Source organism: Rothia sp. HMSC068F09 (assembly GCF_001812775.1).
GTDB classification, from domain to species: Bacteria; Actinomycetota; Actinomycetes; order Actinomycetales; family Micrococcaceae; genus Rothia; species Rothia mucilaginosa_A.
Genome location: NZ_KV810419.1, coordinates 243,849 through 261,735, shown reverse-complemented (window position 1 = coordinate 261,735; position 17,887 = coordinate 243,849). Strand labels below are relative to the sequence as shown.

Genomic DNA, 17,887 nt, shown 5'->3' with positions numbered 1-17,887 from the left:
ACGGTACCGGCGGGCAGGGCGAGTTAGGCTCTACCCGCTCGGTACCGTGACGTTATTGCGCGCCCGAAAGCGCGGTTTGGCGGGCCGGATACACCCCTAGCGGGTGACGAGGGTACCCATCTTCTCGCCCAGGATTGCGCGGGTCACGTTGCCCTCGCCCTGCATGCCGAACACGCGCATCGTCACGTTGTTGTCGCGGCACAGGGAGAACGCGGTCTGGTCCAGCACGCGGATGTTGCGCTGCATTGCCTCGTCGTAGGTGAGGTTGTACAGGCGCTCAGCGTTGGGGTCCTTGTTGGGGTCAGCGGTGTAGATGCCGTCCACACCGTTCTTGGCGACCAGCACCTCGTCGGCGTGGATTTCCAGGGCGCGCTGGGCGGCCACGGTGTCGGTGGAGAAGTAGGGCAGACCCGCGCCGGCACCGAAGATCACGACGCGGTCCTTCTGCATGTGGCGGATGGCGCGGCGGGGAATGTAGGTCTCTGCAACCTGCGGCATGGTGATGGCGGACTGAACGCGGGTGTCAATGCCCTCCTGCTCCAGGAAGTCCTGCAGGGCCAGGGAGTTCATGACGGTGCCGAGCATGCCCATGTAGTCCGCGCGGGAGCGGTCCATGCCGGCCTGCGAGAGCTCGGCGCCACGGAAGAAGTTGCCGCCACCGATCACGATGGAGGTCTCAACCTCGCCGACGGTTGCGGCAATCTGCTTGGCGATGCTGCGAACCACCTCGGTAGAGATGCCAACTTCACCGCCGCCAAAAACCTCACCGGAGAGCTTGAGCAGCACGCGGCGGCGGCCGGTATCATCACGGTGCATCGGGCGGGGATTCGCTTCAGTCATGGTTCCTCCAGTGGCTTTTATTCGAAGAGTTATGTGGGCGGGTTTAGGCCGCCCGGTCCCTATCAAGGATACAGCAAAGCCGGGTAGCCACCACTGGTGGCTACCCGGCTCAACGCTATAATCCAAACCTCAGTTTTCGCCCCTTATCGAAGCGAATCGGTTTAGACGCAGAACGTGCGGTCGTTCCTTATGCACCCACGCGGAAACGAGCGAATGCGGTTGCGGTTGCGCCAGCCTCGGACAGGACCTGTGCAACAGACTTCTTGGAGTCCTTTGCGAAGTCCTGATCCAGCAGGGTGTTCTCCTTGAAGAAGCCCTTCAGGCGACCCTCAACGATCTTGTCCAGAATCTTCTCGGGCTTGCCCTCGGCGATTGCGGTCTCGCGAGCAACGCGCTTCTCGGTCTCAACCTGGTCGGCGGGGATGGACTCGGAGTCCAGGTACTTGGGGCTCATTGCAGCAATGTGGACTGCAACGTCGTGTGCGATCTCGTCGGTGTTCTCACCGGAGACAGCCAGCAGAACGCCAACCTGTGCGGGCAGGTCCTTGGAGGTCTTGTGCAGGTACACTGCAACGTTCTCGCCCTCAACGCGTGCAATGCGGCGGACAACGATCTTCTCGCCCAGCAGTGCGCCGGCGTCGGTGGTCAGCTCCTCAACGGTCTTGCCCTCGTAGGTTGCAGCCTTCAGCTCTTCCAGGGTGGAAGCGTCTGCGGCAATAGCGGCCTCGAGCACGTTCTGGCCGAAAGCGATGAAGGGGTCGGACTTTGCCACGAAGTCGGTCTCGGAGTTGACCTCAACCATGTAGCCAACGCCGTTCTCGACGCGTGCAGCCACCAGGCCCTCAGCGGTTGCGCGACCCTCGCGCTTGGTGATGCCCTTCAGACCCTTAACGCGGATGATCTCGGCAGCCTTCTGCTGGTCGCCGTTTGCCTCGTCCAGAGCCTTCTTGACGTCGAGCATACCTGCGCCGGTCTTCTCGCGCAGTGCCTTGATGTCTGCTGCGGTGTAGTTCGCCATTGTGAACTCCTTGTGTTGCTGTAATAATCGGGAAAATTCCCGGTGGTACTATGGCGGACGGCGCCGCGCCCAGGTCAGGGCGGGCGCCGTCCGAACGTGGTCCCCGCGGGCGGGGGCCACAAAGCATAAAGCTTAGTGGGCTAAGAAAGCTTACTTAGCTGCCTCTTCAGCCTTTGCAGCCTCGTGCTGCTCCAGGAGCTCGCGCTCCCAAGCTGCCATGGGCTCCTCAGCTGCTTCGGTCTTGCCGTTCTTCTTAGCGTTGCGCTCGATCAGGCCGGCTGCAACAGCGTCAGCAATCACGCGGGTCAGCAGGTTGACGGAGCGGATAGCGTCGTCGTTACCGGGGATCGGGAAAGCAACTTCGTCGGGGTCGCAGTTGGTGTCGAGGATAGCAACAACGGGGATGCCCAGCTTCTGAGCCTCGTTAACTGCCAGGTGCTCCTTCTTGGTGTCAACGACCCACAGGAGGGAGGGAACCTTGGTCAGGTTGCGGATACCGCCGAGGGTCTTCTCGAGCTTCTCGAACTCGCGACGCATCAGGAGCAGTTCCTTCTTGGTGTAGCGAGAGCCTGCCACATCGTCGAAGTCAATCTGCTCGAGTTCCTTCATGCGCTCGATGCTCTTGGAGATGGTGCTGAAGTTGGTCAGCATACCACCGAGCCAGCGGTGGTTCACGTAGGGCATGTTCACGCGGGTTGCCTGCTCAGCGATAACTTCCTGAGCCTGCTTCTTGGTGCCGACGAACAGGATGTTGCCACCGTGTGCGACGGTCGACTTAACAGCCTCGTATGCCTTGTCGATGAAGGCGAGGGACTGCTGCAGGTCGATGATGTAGATGCCGTTGCGCTCGGTCAGGATGAAGCGCTTCATCTTGGGGTTCCAACGGCGGGTCTGGTGACCGAAGTGAACGCCGGAATCCAGCATTTCACGCATAGTTACGACGGGCATGTCGTCTCCTTTATGGTGCCGCGCGGACCTCCCATTCGGGCTAGCCCAACGCGCGCATAGTAGTTATCAGTTTCTCCTGGCGGCGATTAGCGTTCACGGTTGCCCGTTCAGCTCAGGCCCTAACCACCCGGTTGGGTGGACCGAAGGTCCCTTATCGGCCCCCTTTTCTAGGGGTGCCGCTCACGCCGCGCGTCGTCAGTGATGCCCCACGGGCTCCCCTCGAGGGAGAGAATATCCGCGCAGGCGCACTGCAATACGAAATTGTACCGTATTTTTTGCGATTAATCCGCAAGAAGAGGCTTAACGCCCTTCCCGGCCGTTCCGCTGTGTTGAGCGGCACTGTGGATCAAGGATTTTCTACCGAAACCGGCGGGTTTATCCACATTTCTCGACGCGGTGTGGCGGCTCCATCGGATACATGATGAGCTCGATCTATGAAGACCGCATTGAAGACCCTAGAGCGAGCGCTACGATGCCTTGCCCTCCTGGCCTGTTGCCTGCCGGGTGTGGGCAGCCAGAGCTATATGAACGAAACGGGTGCTGAGGTAGCCGAGGCTGTTGCCGCCTCGGTAACGGAGGCACCGGGCCCCCACGCTGCGGGCAGTGCAGGTCCACACGCCGTTGAGCTCGTCGCCGGCCGCACACGCTACCGCTCCCCCACCGCGGACTCCGCTCCGCGGGTTATCCACCCCTTCGAGAAACCCGCCCAGCGCTGGAGCGCCGGGCACCGCGGGGTGGATCTGGCCGTGCCCGACCGCGACCGGCACGTCTACGCGCCGGCGCCGGGAAGAGTGGTGTTCAGCGGTACGGTCGTCAACCGAAAAGTGCTGGTCATTGCCCATCCGGACGGTCGGCGCAGCACCTTCGAGCCCATGGACGAGGCGCTCCCGGTCGGCACCGAGGTAACGGCCGGGGATGCCGTCGGCACCGTTGCCGCCCCGGAGAGCGCTGGCGAGAACGGCGAGCGCCCCTACCGGCGATGCTCCGCCCCGTGCCTGTACTGGGGCGTGCGTCAGGGAGGCGCCCGCGGGGACGGCAGCGGACGCGAGGCCGAATACGTGAACCCCATGAGCCTGCTGGGTTCGCAAGATCCCAGTATTCTGCTTCCGGTACCGGGCGGGTACTAGCCCCGGGCCGCGGTGATGTCTCTCTATCTCTCCTCCCCTCCCCCCCCCCGGGACTGGATGACTCCCGCAGGCAGCTGGATACAGCGATGGCCCGTCGCCTCCCTTTGGGAGACAACGGGCCACAAACCCCAAGTTGGGCTACGTTCCCGGTGGGGAACTACGTCCGGAGGTTGGTCGCTACCTACTGGAGCACATCGCCGTCAGTATCGCCGAACTGAGTCGGCTGGGCGGGCTGCTGCTGACCGTACTGCGGCTGAGCAGGCTGCTGCGGAGCATCCTGAGCGGGAGCCTGAGCGGGCATGGCAACCGTAGGGTCGGCCTCGCCCTGCGCGGGCTGGGCCGCACCGGGCTGGGCCGCACCGGACTGTGCTACGGTCTGGGGGCTGAAGACCTGCGTGGGCGAGTCGTCCCCGGCAGCGTAAGCGGCACCCTGCTGCGGCTGGTAGCCACCCTGTGCCGGGTAGGCCGCCTGCTGCTGGTATGCATCCTGAGCCGGAGCACCCTGAGCAGGAGCGGCGTAACCCTGAGCGGCGCCATAGGCTGCGCCAGCAGCACCGGCCGCGGCGGGAGCGGTCGCAGCGTAAGCGGCGGCGGTTGCCTCACGACGCTCACGGCCCTTCGCGCGGGCGGCCGCAATCTTCTTGCGGAAGAGGAACAGCAGAATCAGGCCGGCCAGAACCAGAGCCAGGATAATGCCGTTCACGATCAGGTCGGTCATGCTCAGGCCGGAAGCCGGAATCTGCAGGTCGCGAGTCGCGAACACGCCGCGATCGCTCTTCATGCTCAGCTCGCCGCCGTTGACGGTGAACTCAATGCCCGCCTCCACGTATCGGGGGTTCGCGGTGCGCACCTTCTGCTGATCCAGCGAGGAGAAGGCCGGGGCCTTGAAGGTGAATTCGAAGGGTACCTGGTAGTAGCTACTACCCATCTTCGAAGCCGGGTTGACCTCGGGGCGCACCGTGTAGTCGGAGCCGAAGGGATGGTAACCGCCCTCGCGAGTCACGGTGATCTTCGAGCCGTTCAGGTAGGAGCCCAGACGCTGGTTGAACTCGTCCTGGTCCTTGCCACGAATCTTCACGCTCACGATGGTGGAGTCGCCGTCCTGACGGACCTCGGTCTCGTCATCGCCGCCACCGGCCAGGGAGTCCTTGAGCTTCTGCTCAGCACCGGCGATGTCGCTCGTGGGGAAGGAGTAGAGGATGCGTGCCTCCATCGAGCCGTCCAGACCCAGGGAGGTCGCCATCTTCACGTTCTTCATCGTCACGGTCTTCGAAGAGACGAGGGTGAAGGTGGGCATCGTCTTGTTCGAGGTGCTGGACGAAGAACTGGAGGAGCTCGAAGAGCTGGAAGATGCACTGCTGTAGCTGTCACCATCGCTGTTCTTCAGCGAGAGGGCAACACCGTAGCCCTCCGGGGAGCACAGCAGGGAGCAGTCCAGGGTGCCGGAGACGGTCTTCTCAACCTTGAAGACGTGGGATTCCTCGGTCACGTCGCGAGTGAAGGTCAGGTCGGTGGTGCTTGCGCCGAGCACCTTCTTGATCTTATCGCTCAGGTCCTGCGAGGAGGAGGCGTGGAAGGTCATGGTGCGACCAATCTCTTCCTTGGCGGCGTTCGTCGAAGCGGAGGGAGCGTAGCTCTTTGCCTCGGAAGCGTCCAGGCCCTTCTTCAGCTCAGCACCGTCGGGCTTGACCTGGTTCAGGAATGCGTCAACCGCCGAGGAAGTCTCGGAGCTCATAATTTCCTTCGCGATGAAGGAAATCACGACGTCGTAGCCGCCATCCTTCTCGGACGCCTGAATCAGAACGCCCTTGAAGCCGCGGTCCTGCACGTCCTTAGCGGAAATAGTGGAACCGCCGGAGTTCTTCACTTCCTTATCGCCGAACTTCACGGTGGTGTCGCCGTCGCTGCTGAACACGCTGCTCTTACGCGAGGACTCAATCACACCGTCGACCACGAGGGCCTCCGGAACCCAGCCCAGCAGCTCCTTCGAGGTGAAGTTCTCCTTCACCTGGATGCCCTGCACCAGGCCCTGGCTGGAGTTGATGATGCTAATCTGCGGTTCGGTATCGGTGCCGGAAGCCTTCAGGATGCTGGCCACCTTGGAGCGGTACTCGTCAATCGACGAGAAGGGCAGGGTGAAGGTCGCGCGGGCCTTGTCGCCCTCGGACTGGATACCGCCGTACTCAAGGCCGCTAGGCAGGTGCTTGCGGAGGGAGGCGTCCAGAGCCTGGGTGCCGCCCTTGATCTTGTCCTGGTTGTCCTTGAGGTCGAAGGAAACCTGCATGGTGCGAACACCCTTATCGGCGCTTTCGAGGCCAAGCTGGGTCTCAATCTTCGCACCGCAGGCGCTCAGAATCAGGGCCGCAATGGTCAGCAGAACGGCCAGGAGCATCCAGCGCTGGCGGGAGCCGCGCTGAACGGAATAAGTCAGAGTCTGCATACGGGTTTCCTTAGTTGAGCATGCGGAAGGTAATGAAGTACACAACCATCACGGCGAGCACCCACGCGGTGCTCAGCAGCGCGTGCATGATGACCGGAGACTTAGCGAAGCGGCCCAGACGGTTCAGACCCAGGTAGATGAGTGCCTCGCCCGAGAACACTGCGAAGGACATCACCAGGCCCAGCAGCACAAAGATGAATCCGAAGCCCTCGTTGCTGCTGACGCCGCGCATGAAGAGAGCCACCAGGCTCAGAAGAATGTACGTGGGGATTAGGGGCAGGCTCGAAACCGCCACTACCTGCATCGAGGACGAGAAGTTCGCCGGAGCCTTACCGATGCGAGCGGTCAGCAGAATCTGCACGCCGCGCAGAATCAGCACCACGGCAGAAACTACGAGGAACACCAGGAAGGCAAGGAAGACCTGACCGAAGTTGATCTTGTAAGCCACCAGGCCGTAGGCATCACGCAACGCGAACTTCATGAAGCCCAGCGACAGCTGGGTGAGGAAGAACGCCGAGATAATGGCCTGCAGAAGGCTGGGGATAACCCAACCCCACAGACCGGAGGCGGCCAGACGGGACTGTGCGGGGCCGGGCTTGCCGGCGAAGACCTCCAGGAACGCGTCCCAGCTTGCACGCAGAGCCGTCACGAAGGGGTTCGGTGCGGCGGGTGCGTAGACCGCCTGCGCGGGCTGACCGGGCTGAGCACCCGGGTAGGCCTGACCCTGGACCGGCGGAATCGGCTGGCCGGCGGGCTGCTGAGGCTGCGCGCCCTGGGCGGGAGCACCCTGCTGAGCCGGCTGGGTGGGCTGCGCCGGCTGAGCTGCCTGCGCGGGCTGGCCCGTCAGCGAAGCATCCTGCGCGGGTCGGGCGCCAGCATCGTAGCCGTAGCCCGCTGCGGCAGAATCGCCCTGCTGCGGGTTGTGGGGAGTGTTCTCTGACATTGAGATCCTCTCGTATGGTGTGTCTGTCAATGATGCGATCCTACCGGTATCTTCCGTACCCAAGGTGCAATCACGGTCTCTCTTTACATGAGACTCTTCCACAGTACCCTATCAACCGCAGGTGCGCTCTCCGCGCGGTCATTTATCTAAATCTAGGGCATGACTAGGGAGGTTACCTCAACGCCTAGCGATACGAGCATCCTATATCTCAGACGCAGAAAGCCCCGCCCGTCGACAAGTGGGTGAAGTCGACGGGCGAGGCCGTAGGGAGTGCGGGGCTCGAACCCGCGACCAAGGGATTATGAGTCCCCTGCTCTAACCGGCTGAGCTAACTCCCCATCCGGTGCAGGCATCGCCTGTTATCTTGCGAGCGCACCATCATCTAGGGTACCCGAAGGCACTCCCAGAGTGAAAAACATTGCAATCCGGTCCTCGGCACTCCGCTCCCCCGCTCGCCGACCACGACGAAGCGGGCTAGGAACGGACCGCTCCGGGAGCTCTGGACCGTTCGGGACCGTTAGCAGCGGGAAGCCAGGTAACGCTCGTAGGGCGCGTCGCTCACGTAGAGCTCCTCGAAGGTACGCCAGGTGTTCTCTGCGCTGTGGAATCCCACGATGCGGCGAGATTCGCGGCCCATCTGCTCGCGCTCCTCAGCGGGCAGGGAGATGATTGCCTCCAGCTTTTCCGCCAGGTCCTTCGCGTTATTCGGCTCGAAGAGGTAGCCGTTGACGCCCTGCTCGACCAGGTGGGGCAGAGCCAGGGCGTTGGCGAGAACCACCGGGGTGGAGGCGCTCATTGCTTCCAGCGAGACCAGGGACTGTAGCTCTGCGGTGCCGGGCTGGCAGAAGATGTCGGCCATCTGGTAGACCTCGGGCAGCTGATCATCGGGCACGAAACCACGGAAAATCACGCGGTCGGCCACTCCGCAGTCGTGCGCCTTCTGTTCGAGGGCTTCGCGCAGCTCGCCGTCGCCGGAGATATCCAGCACCACGTGGTCGTACGAGTCGGGCAGCATCGAGAAGGCCTCGATGAGAACGTCCACGTTCTTCTCCTCGGCCAGGCGGCCCACGAAGGCGATACGCAACTCGCCGGGGACCTTGCCGATATCCGTGCCCGCGGCCAGCTCGTAGTCGCTAATCTCGATACCGTTCGAGACGGGCATGACGGGGTGGGTAAAGTGGCCCAGGTCGCGCATTGCATCCGCACCGATCTGGGTGGGGGTCGTGACCACGGCGGTACGAGCGAAGCAGAAGCGCATGTCCTTCCAGGTGCAGCGGTCAATTAGACGCTTGACGGGTGCGGGGAAGGGCAGGAACGGGTCCAGGTTGGCGGGCATGAAGTGGTTGGTTGCGATAACGCGAATACCGCGGCGCTTCGCCTGGAAGATGAGGGCTCGGCCGATGATGTAGTGGCACTGCACGTGCACGACGTCGGGACGCACCTCGTCAAGAATCTTGCCAACTTCGGACCAGATTTCCCAGGGCAGGCAGATGCGGTTGGTCTCGTGGGTCGGGGGCAGGTGCGAACGCAGACGATGCTCAACGATGCCGCCCTCGACCTCGGTGCGGTAGCTGGGGCCGGGGATGGGGCTGGCGGCTACCACATGCACGGAGTGGCCTCGCTTGAGCATGGCGTTTGCGAGGCGGTGCCCGAATTGTGCCGCGCCGTTAATATCCGGCGGGTAGGTCTCTGCGCCAATCAGAATCGTCTTTGCCTGGTCCATGACGGGGCTCCTCATCGGGTGTAGTGTGTCGGTGACTCGGTTGGGTGGCGGCTATCGCCGGAACCGTTCCTGTGTGCCGTATCTGCCTGTGGTCGCCGCGCGCGGAGGGGGCATCCTGTGGTGCACGACATTTGTCCATTCTACCGGGGACTCGCCGTATTATCCGACCCGTGGGGCGGGTTGGCCCCTGGGAATTGCCCCAAAAAGGCAGTTGCCGCTCACGCGGAGGTAGGTTGCGGGCTTCTCTGGGCACGACAACGCCCCGACGGGCGGGGCCTGTCGGGGCGTTGTGTTACTCGACCGGTGGTCGCGCGTGGGCGGTAATTCGCTTAGCGGCGGACCAGGCGGTTGAGGAAGTGCAGGACGGTCGCGATGGATGCGCCCAGTGCTGCGAAGGACTTCCAGCGAGCCTGCAGAACCTCGGGCTTGCGCACGTTCTCTGCCAGGCCACGGCCGGTTGCTGCTGCACCTGCGGCAACCTCGGAGGGCACTGCCTTGAGAGCATCCAGAGCCTGCTGGGTGTTGGCCTGAACGTCGCCGGTGTAGGACTGCAGGTCGTCGCGCAGGGCGGCCAGGTGCTGACGGCGCTCTGCGGTGCGCTGCTTGAGCTCTTCGAAGGTCGGCGGCTTGGGCTCTTCCTCGCCGCGTGCCTTGCGTTCTTCGGCTTCCTTGCGGGCGCGTTCTGCGGCCTCTTCGGCTTCCTTGGCCTTCTGAGCGGCACGCTCTGCCTGTTCCTTCTTCAGACGCTCAGCGGACATGGCGGTGCCTTCCTTGAGCACGCCGAGGTCGAAGAGCAGACCGAAGATTGCGGATTCAGGCTTGAAGGGCAGCTGTGCCTTGACCTTCTTGAGGCCGACCAGCGCGCAGATGGCCACGACGATTAGGAAGATGAGGGCAAAAATCAGTGCCGATGCCCAGTACGGCATGACGGTGCCGAGACCGAGGATTGCGGCGGCAACCAGGGCGATGATGAGGAAGAGACCGAAGACGGCGGCAACGCCGAAGAAAGCCGCGCCCTTACCAACGGCAATACCCTTGGTCTTCAGCTCGTGCTTTGCAATCTGGATCTCGTCCTTGACCTGGCTGGGGCCGAGGGACTTGAAGGTTTTGCCAGCGTCGATGATGCTCGCGACGCCGGACTTAATCCCGCTGATGCCAGCAAAGAAACGCTTGGGTGCCTTGGGATTAGTAGTAGTGGTCATGACCACCTCTCCGTGACGTGTTTTTGGAGGCTTCTTTTTCGCACTCCACCTCCTATATTTTAGCCCCTCACCCCAAGTGTTCGTGACCGTTTGAACGGAGGTTACGGCCATCTCTTGGGGTATTTTCGACTTTTTGAGGGGTGAGGTTCAGCCGCGAGCTGAGAAACAGACTACCCGCGACCTGCGATAAGAGGGCCGGAGGCTGGTACCCACCGGCGGCGGGAACCTGTCTGAGTTCGGCGACAGCGGCGGGCGAAAAATGGTTCGCCGTTCCCTTTCCCCGACTGGACTCGAACTAGCGAGGCGAAGATTTTCCGAGCGCGTGAGGAAGTAAAAACCGTTACCCCGCCGAGGGCGTAAGCCCGAGGGCCCGGAGGGAGCGCCCCAGCGCCTGCGTATGGCGGAGTGGTTAATGGTGCACGACTTAGAGGGAACGTTCCGACTGGACTCGAACCAGCGAGGCGAAGATTTTCCGAGCGCGCGAGAAATCGTCTTACCCCCTTCCCGTAAATCTCTGTTGCTCTGGACTCAACTAGACGAAGTTAGGTGCGGGCGCCCCAGCGCCTGCACCTAACGCAGTGGTTACTGTGTTCGAGTCCCGTCGGGGAAAATGGAAAAGCCTCAGAACTTCGTTCTGAGGCTTTCTCTGCTTGGCTCCCCCGACTGGACTCGAACCAGTAACCCTTCGATTAACAGTCGAATGCTCTGCCAATTGAGCTACGGGGGAATATTTTGTTTTCGTTGCGCGGTTTCCCTTGCAACGAGTAATAACTATACCGGGGGTCTCGGGGCTCCGAAAGCCGAAATATGATGAAGTGCATCACATTTTGTGGTGACGGTGTGGAATCGTCCGCAGGGCACCCTGCGGGCCTCCGAGCCATGCCTCTGCCTCGTCGCCCCCACCGCGCCGCATCGGGAGGGGGGCGAAGATGGCACGCGGTCTTAGGCGCGTTGGGCTGTGAGCTGGCGGCGGCGCATCTCGAGCTCGAGGAGCTGCCGCTGCACGGCCTCGTACTCCTCATCGTCCGGGTTGGCGCTCAGCTGCTCCAAGCGCATCATCAGGTCGGACTTCTGGCGGGCAATCTGCTGCTCGAACAGGGCGTTGAGCGCACCGGTCACGAAGCCGGGCAGGCGCTCGGCGCTGCTGACGGGCAGGGGCGAGACGGCCAGCTCCGCAATGGCGGGGTGAACCCCCTCCACCGCGCCGGAGCGCACACAGTTGATCCACTCGATACCCGGCGTGGGCGCCATGACGGTTGCGGCGTGAATAATGCCGGCGGCCACCTCGCGGTGGGTGCGGTAGCGGAACTGCACGGTGGCGAGGTTACGCCACTGCTCCACGCTGATGAGCTCGGGGTGCTGCAGGGCAATCTCCAGGGCGGCCTTTTCGAGGCGCGCGACCGGGTCGTTGGGGTCGGGAGTGAGGAACTCCTCCGCCGCGGGAGCACCCTGAGCGGCACCCGGTTCCGCGCCGTTCTGTCCACCCGGGGCCTGCGCGTAGGGGGTGCCGTAGTTCGCGGCGGGAGCGGGCGGATGCGCGGCGGCGTTGTAACCCGCGTAGGCGCTCTGAGCCGGGTACTCCTCGGGCGGGGGTGCGTCGTAGCCGGGGTCATAGGGCGCATCCGCGGGGTACGGTCCGGCGGGGCCGCGCTCGGGCAGACGCTCGTAGCGGGGCGCCGCGGGGGCCTCTTCCCGGTAGCTGCGCTGGGTCTTGGGGTGGTTCTGCGCGTACGCCACGGCGCGCTGAATCTCGTCCAGCTCCAGGCCGAGCTGACCCGACACCTTGCGCATATAGGCCGGGCGCAGGTCGCGGTCCTTAATACCGGCAATAATCGGGGCGATGGCGCGCATCGCCAGCACACGGCCCTCCAGGGTTGCCAAATCGTACTTGGCGAGGGTCGTGTCAATGGCGAACTCGAAGAGCGGGCGACGCGAGGCAATCAGCGAGCGCACGGCGGCGTCCCCCTTGTGCAGGCGCAGGTCGCAGGGGTCCATGCCGTCCTCGGCCACCGCCACGAAGGTCTGCGCGACGAAGCGCTGGTCCTCCTGGAACGCTGCCATGGCGGCCTTCTGGCCGGCGGCGTCACCGTCAAAGGTGAAGATGACCTCTCCGCCGGAGCCGTCGTCGGTAATCATGCGGCGCACCATCTTGATGTGGCCGGGGCCGAAGGCGGTACCGCAGGTGGCCACGGCGGTGGTGACGCCCGCCAGGTGCGCGGCCATCACGTCCGTGTAACCCTCCACGATGACGACCTGCTTCTTCTTGGTCATCTCGCGTTTGGCCAGGTCAATGCCGTAGAGCACCTGGGACTTCTTGTACAGCTGCGTCTCGGGGGTATTGAGGTACTTGGGGCCCTGGTCGTCGTCGAAGAGGCGGCGGGCGCCGAAGCCGATGGTCTCCCCCGCGATGGTGCGAATCGGCCAGATGATGCGGCCGCGGAAGCGGTCGTACAGGCCGCGGTTGCCCTCGGAGAACATGCCGGTCGCCTTCAGCTCCTCATCAGTGAAACCCTGGGAGCGAAGGTGCTTGAGCAGGTGGTCCCAGCCGCGCGGGGCGTAGCCGACACCGAACTTGCGGGTTGCGGCGGGGTCGAAGCCGCGGGCACCCAGGAAGCGTTGCGCCTCCTGCGCGTCCGGCGAGTAGAGGTTGCGTTCGAAGAACTCGGCGGCAATCTTGTGCGCGTCGAGCAGGCGGCGGCGCATACCCGCCTCGTAGCGGTCGCCGGGCTTACCGCCCTCATAGTGCAGGGTGTAGCCAATGCGGGCGGCCAGACGCTCCACGGTCTCCACGAAGCCGGTGTGTTCCATGGCCATGACGAAGGAGTACACGTCACCGGACTCACCACAACCGAAGCAATGGTACGAACCCACCTGCGGGCGCACATTGAAGGAGGGCGTGCGCTCGTCGTGGAACGGGCACAGGCCCTTGTACGTGCCGATACCCGCGCTTTTGAGGCTCACGTAGCCTTCAATGATTTCGCGAATATCGGTGCGGGCACGTACTTCGTCGATGTCTTCTTTGCGGATTAATCCAGCCATGAACTCAATTCTACGGTGGTGATGCGTGAGCCCCGGGGACGACCCCGGGCGGGTTGGCTGAGGGTTCAGCCGCGATGGTTCGGACGGGGTTTAGCCGCCCGAGATGTCGAGCTCGGCCTCCGCCAGGCCCAGGCGTTCGGCGTCGCCCAGGATGCGCGAATCCAGCCAGCCATCGGGCAGGTGCGGCTGCTTAGGGCTACCGGCGCGACCTCGAGAGCCCTCCACGGCGGCGCCAGGGTAACCAATCGAGTGGTCCAGCTGAGCAATCAGCTCACGGAACGTCGCCAGGTCGGGAACCTGAGCCATCTTCGCGCGTAGCTCGCCGCCGACCGGGTAGCCCTTGAAGTACCAGGCCACGTGCTTGCGGATTTCGCGCAGGCCTCGGGTCTCATCGCCGAAGGTTTCCACCAGCAGTTCTGCGTGGCGGTAAATCATGTCCGACACCTCAGTCAGGGTCGGGCGGATACGCTCCGACGAACCCTCAAACGCATTCTGCAGGTCACCAAACAGCCACGGGCGACCCTGGCAGCCGCGACCAATCACCACGCCGTCCACGCCGGTCTGCTCAACCATGCGCACCGCGTCCTCGGCAGAGAAAATATCGCCGTTGCCCAGGATCGGCACATCCGGAATCAGCTCACGCAGCTGCGCAATAGAATCCCAGTCAGCCTTACCCGAATAATGCTGAGCCGCAGTACGACCGTGCAGAGCAATCGCCGCGACACCGGCATCACGCGCAATCTTGGCGGATTCGAGGAACGTAATGTGGTCATCGTCGATGCCCTTACGCATCTTAATGGTCAGCGGAATATCGTTGCGGGACGCCTCCTTCACGGCGGTCTGCACAATCGCAGTGAACAGGTCAGTCTTCCAGGGCAGAGCGGCACCGCCACCGCGGCGAGTCACCTTAGGAGCCGGGCAGCCGAAGTTCAGGTCGATGTGGTCGGCACGGTCCTCTTCAACGACCATGCGCACGGCCTTACCAACGTTGACCGCATCAACGCCGTAAATCTGAATGGAACGAATCTTCTCGTCCGGGTCGTGCTCGATGATGCGCAGGGACTCGGGCTTGCGTTCCACGAGGGCGCGCGCGGTCACCATTTCGGTCACGTACAGGCCGCCACCGTATTCGCTGCAGAGGCGGCGGAAAGCCTTATTGGTCACGCCGGCCATGGGGGCGAGGACCACGGGGGTGTCAACGGTCAGTTTGCCCAGCTTTAGGGGCGGAAGAGTCAGACGGGGTGCTTCAGAATTCACCCCTATATTGTGGCATACGGGGGCAAATCGGGAACCGGACTCAGCTGACGGGGTACAGAGCTATCGGGGTACGGCGGCGCAGTACAGCAACACAGTACGGCGGCACGGCACAGACTTAACAATGGTGGTGAGGCGCAGGCACGCGAAAGGGGCGGGAGAGTATTCCACTCCCCCGCCCCTCTCGGCAAGAACCAGCCGGCAGGCTCGGTGCCGAGAATATACTCGGGAATATACTCGGGAACCTACCCGAGAACCTACTCGGTCACGTAAATATAGGTCGGGTCGCCCTCCACCGAGGCGGTACCGGCGCGCAGCAGCACGTCGGTCACCTGAACCAGCGCCTCCATGGCGTCGTCGACCTCCACCGTCACCGGGTACTTAGCGCTCAGCAGGGACAGTACCTGCATGATGGCCTCCACGGCGCCCTCGTTCTCAAAGTCGTAGCCCAGCAGCAGCTCGGTTGCGGTGTTCTCATTCACCAGCGCCGCCTCCGGGTCGGTCTCGAAGGGATGGTAGCTCACGGCGAAGGCTACGATCGGGCCCTTCTTACCCTCTGCGGCAGCCTCACGAATATGATCGCGAAGCACCACGGCGCCAAAAGCACGCACCTCATCCGAGAGGAAGTAGCGGTTCACCGTGCCCATACCCACCTCAGCGGGAACATCCCACTGATGCGAGCGGCGGTAGAACTCCCAGAGGGCGGCGGTTAGCTCCACCGAGCCGGTCGCCAGGTCCTCAATGGCCTGGGTTTCGTTGCCGTCGGCATCCTCACGCAGAGACACCGGGGGAATCGCTCCCGGTTCCACGCGCACCATACGGGAACGCTGAATCAGCTTCATACCGGTCGCCTGCGCAAACTCCTCGCCGTCACTAAACGGCGACAGCTTCACGCGCAGGGCGGTGGTCTGGCCGTTCGCCGCGGCCACCTCTCGCAGGGCGTCCATCAGGGCGGTGCCGATGCCCTGGCGGCGGTGGTCTGCCGCCACCTCAATGTAGGACCACAGGCGAGTCGGATGCAGGGTCGAGGCCACCACCGAACCGGCGGCAATCGGCACGCCGGATGCGGTCACCACCAGGGTGCGGCTGAACGGCGCATCCGTATCCGGGCCAAAGAGGCCACGCTGGCGCTCCTCAACCTCATTGCGGGCAGAGTTCCAAATCTCAAGCAGGGCAAGGTCATCGCCCTCCTGCCAGGGGCGAATCTCAAATTCTTCGCTGAGGCGTTCAGCCATGTCTGTATGCTCTCCTTCACCTATACCCGTACGTGCCTGAGCCGCCGACGGGTTCCAAGCCGCGGCCCGCCCCGTCCGGCGTGACGACCCGCACTATCGCGTCTAACCAGGGTAGCCCAAATACACTGAGGCGGGTAGCCTCTTTCGCTCTCAGAGGCTACCCGCCGCAACGTAATGGTCAGCGGTTCGCGGGAATACTCCCGCCGCGGGCCGGTACTAGCCGGCCAGGCGTGCTGCTAGGTAGGACTTCACCTGGTCCAGGGCCACACGCTCCTGGCTCATGGTGTCGCGTTCGCGAATGGTCACGGCCTGGTCCTCGAGGGTGTCGAAGTCCACGGTGATGCAGAACGGGGTACCGATCTCGTCCTGGCGGCGGTAACGGCGGCCGATGGCGCCGGCCTCGTCGTAGTCCACGTTCCACAGGCCGCGCAGCTCCTCGGCCAGCTTGGTTGCGGGCTCGGACAGCTCCGCCTTCTTGGACAGCGGCAGCACTGCGGCCTTGACCGGTGCCAGGCGCGGGTCGAGCTTCAGCACGACGCGCTTGTCCACGCCGCCCTTGGTGTTGGGGGCTTCGTCCTCAACGTATGCGTCGACGAGGAAGGCCATCATGGAGCGGGTCAGACCGAAGGAGGGCTCAATCACGTAGGGCACGTAGCGTTCGCCGGTGGCCTGGTCGAAGTACTCGAGCTTGGCGTTGGAGTGCTCGTTGTGCACGCCCAGGTCGTAGTCGGTGCGGTTGGCGACGCCCATGAGCTCGCCCCATTCCGAGCCCTGGAAGCCGAAGCGGTACTCGACGTCGATGGTGCCGGCCGAGTAGTGTGCGCGCTCTTCCTTGGGGACGTCGAAGCGGCGCATGTTGTCCGGGTTAATGCCCAGGTCAACGAACCAGTTCCAGCAGTCCTCAACCCACTCGTTGAAGTACTTGTCAGCGTCGTCCGGGTGCACGAAGTACTCGATTTCCATCTGCTCGAACTCGCGGGTACGGAAGATGAAGTTACCGGGGGTGATCTCGTTACGGAAGGACTTACCGATCTGGCCGATGCCGAACGGCGGGCGCTTGCGGGAGGCGGTGACCACGTTGTTGAAGTTCACGAAAATACCCTGAGCGGTCTCCGGGCGCAGGAAGTGCAGGCCCTCCTCGTTATCGACCGGGCCCAGGTAGGTCTTCATGAGGCCGGAGAAGTTCTGCGGCTCGGTCCACTCGCCGCGGGTGCCGCAGTTCGGGCAGGCAATCTCGCTCATGCCCTCGGCGGGGCGGCCCTTCTTCGCCTCGAAGTTCTCCAGCAGGTGGTCCTGGCGCAGGCGCTTGTGGCAGGACAGGCACTCAACCAGCGGGTCGGTGAAGGTCGCGACGTGGCCGGAAGCCTCCCACACCGCGCGGGGCAGGATGACGGAGGAGTCCAGGCCGACCATGTCCGCGCGGGAGCGGACGAAACGCTGCCACCACTGCTGGCGGATGTTTTCCTTCAGCTCCACGCCGAGGGGGCCGTAGTCCCATGCAGAGCGGGAACCGCCGTAGATTTCACCGGCCTGGAAAACGAAGCCGCGGCGCTTTGCGAGCGCAATAACGTTATCGAGGGTGGACTTTTCAGCCATAGTTACTCCTTCTGCCCCGCCACCGGCTGTGGCGTGCGTGAGTTCGGGTTGATGGGGGGGGCGCTACCCAGAGCAGGGCGCCCGGTGTTCGCGCTCATCGGCGCAATATGCACACTTTTTGATGCAAGACACCAGGGTACCATCACCAACCCGCCCAAGGTATGCTCTTGCCCCTCGCCGCTCCCCCAAAATCTCTGGAAGCCAGGACGCACCCGGCGGGATAAACTAGAGGGCATGGAAGAAATTTTTATTCGCGACGATATGATCCGCCTCGGCCAGTTCCTCAAGCTCGCCAACCTCGTAGAGGACGGCGCGCAGGCACGCGAGGTCATTCAGCACGGCCTGGTCAAGGTCAACGGCGACATTGAAGAAGCACGCGGCAAGCAGCTGCACCCCGGAGATACCGTCACCTTCAACAGCGTGACCGTGAAGGTAGCGCACGAGGACTAGTCCTCTCTCTGCTTGGTTAGGGCTACAGGCGAGGGACGGCGTTCGTCCTCGTTCCTACAGGGAACCCGCCCC

13 protein-coding genes and 2 tRNA genes are annotated in these 17,887 nt (G+C 63.4%); 2 read left to right on the top strand and 13 right to left on the bottom strand.

The features are described 5' to 3' along the window. Nucleotides 1–96: 96 nt before the first annotated feature. From pyrH to rpsB, 3 genes are all read right to left on the bottom strand, one after another. Nucleotides 97–840: a UMP kinase gene (pyrH, locus tag HMPREF2874_RS03285; RefSeq protein ID WP_049332819.1), complete on the bottom strand. Its 744-nt coding sequence runs from the start codon at nt 838–840 to the stop codon at nt 97–99. A gap of 187 nt (nt 841–1,027) precedes the next feature. Beyond that, complete coding sequence (gene tsf / locus HMPREF2874_RS03280) at nt 1,028–1,858, bottom strand: translation elongation factor Ts (RefSeq protein ID WP_049332821.1); 831 nt, start codon at nt 1,856–1,858, stop codon at nt 1,028–1,030. A gap of 150 nt (nt 1,859–2,008) precedes the next feature. Beyond that, entirely contained in the window at nt 2,009–2,806 is a 798-nt protein-coding gene (gene rpsB / locus HMPREF2874_RS03275) for a 30S ribosomal protein S2 (protein WP_049332822.1), read from the bottom strand. A gap of 524 nt (nt 2,807–3,330) precedes the next feature. Between rpsB and HMPREF2874_RS03270 the strand changes: the two genes are divergently transcribed. Then, nucleotides 3,331–3,933, top strand: coding sequence for a M23 family metallopeptidase (locus tag HMPREF2874_RS03270; protein WP_083309830.1), 603 nt, complete (start codon nt 3,331–3,333; stop codon nt 3,931–3,933). Nucleotides 3,934–4,114: 181 nt separating this feature from the next. Here HMPREF2874_RS03270 and HMPREF2874_RS03265 read toward each other — a convergent pair whose 3' ends face one another. From HMPREF2874_RS03265 to HMPREF2874_RS03220, 10 genes are all read right to left on the bottom strand, one after another. Beyond that, nucleotides 4,115–6,373, bottom strand: a complete 2,259-nt coding sequence (locus HMPREF2874_RS03265) for a flagellar motor protein (protein WP_070648931.1) — start codon at nt 6,371–6,373, stop codon at nt 4,115–4,117. A gap of 10 nt (nt 6,374–6,383) precedes the next feature. After that, complete coding sequence (locus tag HMPREF2874_RS03260) at nt 6,384–7,316, bottom strand: hypothetical protein (protein ID WP_070648930.1); 933 nt, start codon at nt 7,314–7,316, stop codon at nt 6,384–6,386. 264 nt (nt 7,317–7,580) lie between these two features. Next, nucleotides 7,581–7,654: transfer RNA gene (locus HMPREF2874_RS03255), tRNA-Ile, on the bottom strand. Nucleotides 7,655–7,833: 179 nt separating this feature from the next. Further along, nucleotides 7,834–9,039 (bottom strand): glycosyltransferase, encoded by a 1,206-nt coding sequence (locus HMPREF2874_RS03250; RefSeq protein ID WP_070648929.1) that lies wholly within the window; start codon nt 9,037–9,039, stop codon nt 7,834–7,836. 329 nt (nt 9,040–9,368) lie between these two features. Further along, nucleotides 9,369–10,241 carry a phage holin family protein gene (locus tag HMPREF2874_RS03245; RefSeq protein ID WP_070648928.1) on the bottom strand — a complete coding sequence of 291 codons (873 nt, stop codon included), beginning with the start codon at nt 10,239–10,241 and terminating at the stop codon, nt 9,369–9,371. Nucleotides 10,242–10,892: 651 nt separating this feature from the next. Continuing rightward, nucleotides 10,893–10,968, bottom strand: a tRNA-Asn gene (locus HMPREF2874_RS03240). 215 nt (nt 10,969–11,183) lie between these two features. Then, a complete protein-coding gene (gene dnaG, locus HMPREF2874_RS03235; RefSeq protein WP_070648927.1) occupies nt 11,184–13,280 on the bottom strand; it encodes a DNA primase in 2,097 nt (698 codons plus the stop codon). Nucleotides 13,281–13,370: 90 nt separating this feature from the next. Next, the gene (gene dusB, locus HMPREF2874_RS03230) at nt 13,371–14,537 is read right to left on the bottom strand and encodes a tRNA dihydrouridine synthase DusB (RefSeq protein WP_070648926.1); all 1,167 of its coding nucleotides are present in this window, start codon (nt 14,535–14,537) and stop codon (nt 13,371–13,373) included. A gap of 254 nt (nt 14,538–14,791) precedes the next feature. After that, nucleotides 14,792–15,769, bottom strand: a complete 978-nt coding sequence (locus tag HMPREF2874_RS03225) for a GNAT family N-acetyltransferase (RefSeq protein ID WP_070648925.1) — start codon at nt 15,767–15,769, stop codon at nt 14,792–14,794. Between the two features lie 216 nt (nt 15,770–15,985). Beyond that, nucleotides 15,986–17,365: a glycine--tRNA ligase gene (locus HMPREF2874_RS03220; protein WP_070648924.1), complete on the bottom strand. Its 1,380-nt coding sequence runs from the start codon at nt 17,363–17,365 to the stop codon at nt 15,986–15,988. Nucleotides 17,366–17,599: 234 nt separating this feature from the next. Here HMPREF2874_RS03220 and HMPREF2874_RS03215 point away from each other — a divergent pair, with 234 nt between their 5' ends. Then, nucleotides 17,600–17,815: an RNA-binding S4 domain-containing protein gene (locus HMPREF2874_RS03215; protein WP_070648923.1), complete on the top strand. Its 216-nt coding sequence runs from the start codon at nt 17,600–17,602 to the stop codon at nt 17,813–17,815. The last annotated feature ends 72 nt before the right edge of the window (nt 17,816–17,887 follow it).

Coding starts and splice junctions, on each gene's coding strand:
- HMPREF2874_RS03265 (WP_070648931.1), bottom strand. CDS start 6,373: ATGCAGACTCTGACTTATTCCGTTCAGCGCGGCTCCCGCCAGCGCTGG.
- HMPREF2874_RS03245 (WP_070648928.1), bottom strand. CDS start 10,241: ATGACCACTACTACTAATCCCAAGGCACCCAAGCGTTTCTTTGCTGGC.
- tsf (WP_049332821.1), bottom strand. CDS start 1,858: ATGGCGAACTACACCGCAGCAGACATCAAGGCACTGCGCGAGAAGACC.
- HMPREF2874_RS03250 (WP_070648929.1), bottom strand. CDS start 9,039: ATGGACCAGGCAAAGACGATTCTGATTGGCGCAGAGACCTACCCGCCG.
- HMPREF2874_RS03225 (WP_070648925.1), bottom strand. CDS start 15,769: ATGGCTGAACGCCTCAGCGAAGAATTTGAGATTCGCCCCTGGCAGGAG.
- HMPREF2874_RS03270 (WP_083309830.1), top strand. CDS start 3,331: ATGAACGAAACGGGTGCTGAGGTAGCCGAGGCTGTTGCCGCCTCGGTA.
- HMPREF2874_RS03215 (WP_070648923.1), top strand. CDS start 17,600: ATGGAAGAAATTTTTATTCGCGACGATATGATCCGCCTCGGCCAGTTC.
- HMPREF2874_RS03220 (WP_070648924.1), bottom strand. CDS start 17,365: ATGGCTGAAAAGTCCACCCTCGATAACGTTATTGCGCTCGCAAAGCGC.
- rpsB (WP_049332822.1), bottom strand. CDS start 2,806: ATGCCCGTCGTAACTATGCGTGAAATGCTGGATTCCGGCGTTCACTTC.
- HMPREF2874_RS03260 (WP_070648930.1), bottom strand. CDS start 7,316: ATGTCAGAGAACACTCCCCACAACCCGCAGCAGGGCGATTCTGCCGCA.
- dnaG (WP_070648927.1), bottom strand. CDS start 13,280: ATGGCTGGATTAATCCGCAAAGAAGACATCGACGAAGTACGTGCCCGC.
- pyrH (WP_049332819.1), bottom strand. CDS start 840: ATGACTGAAGCGAATCCCCGCCCGATGCACCGTGATGATACCGGCCGC.